Genomic DNA, 549 nt, shown 5'->3' with positions numbered 1-549 from the left:
ACGAACTACAACGGCTTGTAAGGGAATTAACCCTGTTCGGATGGTTTCATCCCGTACTGGCTCCCGACTATTTGCAGCATACCAAGGGTTTCCAGGTTTCTTTTTCTTATTGGAAAGCATCATTTTTACCCATGCTTTCCGGCTTTCGGTATCGGTTAGTAGAGCTTGCTCATCTGTCATGTCTGTGACCTGGCTAGGGCGCACCCAGCAGTCAGATCCTTCAATGGCTCCAGCGTAAAACATCACATAAATGGTTTTGGCTGCCATTTCTCGGATGAGGTAATTTCGGTGCTCTGTACCTTCAGGGAAAATTTGTGGGAGTCTTTCAGCGATCAATGCTAACGATGGTACTTCCGGAAATGTCACTTCGTCTTTTCCTCATAGAATTCCGACACCTTGCGCTCAATCGTCGCTTTAGGGCATCCAGTACTAATTAATTGTTCTAGTTCACAAATCTGGTCAACCGTGGGCAAAGGCAGGGCATTCAGTTCATAAGCGGATACGGCCACGCTGCCACTAATGCCACGAAATGCCCTATCTACGGCTTCA

1 protein-coding gene and 1 pseudogene are annotated in these 549 nt (G+C 47.2%); both read right to left on the bottom strand.

Features of this window, described 5'->3' with window-relative positions; genetic code table 11:
• Positions 1-366: pseudogene (locus ACOCD2_RS25640) on the bottom strand (restriction endonuclease); the annotation flags it as partial.
• Positions 363-549, bottom strand: a 187-nt coding sequence (locus tag ACOCD2_RS25635; RefSeq protein ID WP_419626408.1) for a hypothetical protein, incomplete at its 5' end; no start/stop codon positions are given. The pseudogene ACOCD2_RS25640 and the gene ACOCD2_RS25635, both read right to left, overlap by 4 nt.

Origin of the sequence: Thiolapillus sp., from assembly GCF_048562965.1 — a bacterium.
Lineage (GTDB): Bacteria > Pseudomonadota > Gammaproteobacteria > Chromatiales > Chromatiaceae > Thiolapillus > Thiolapillus brandeum_A.
This window is presented reverse-complemented; position numbering and strand designations above follow the sequence as displayed.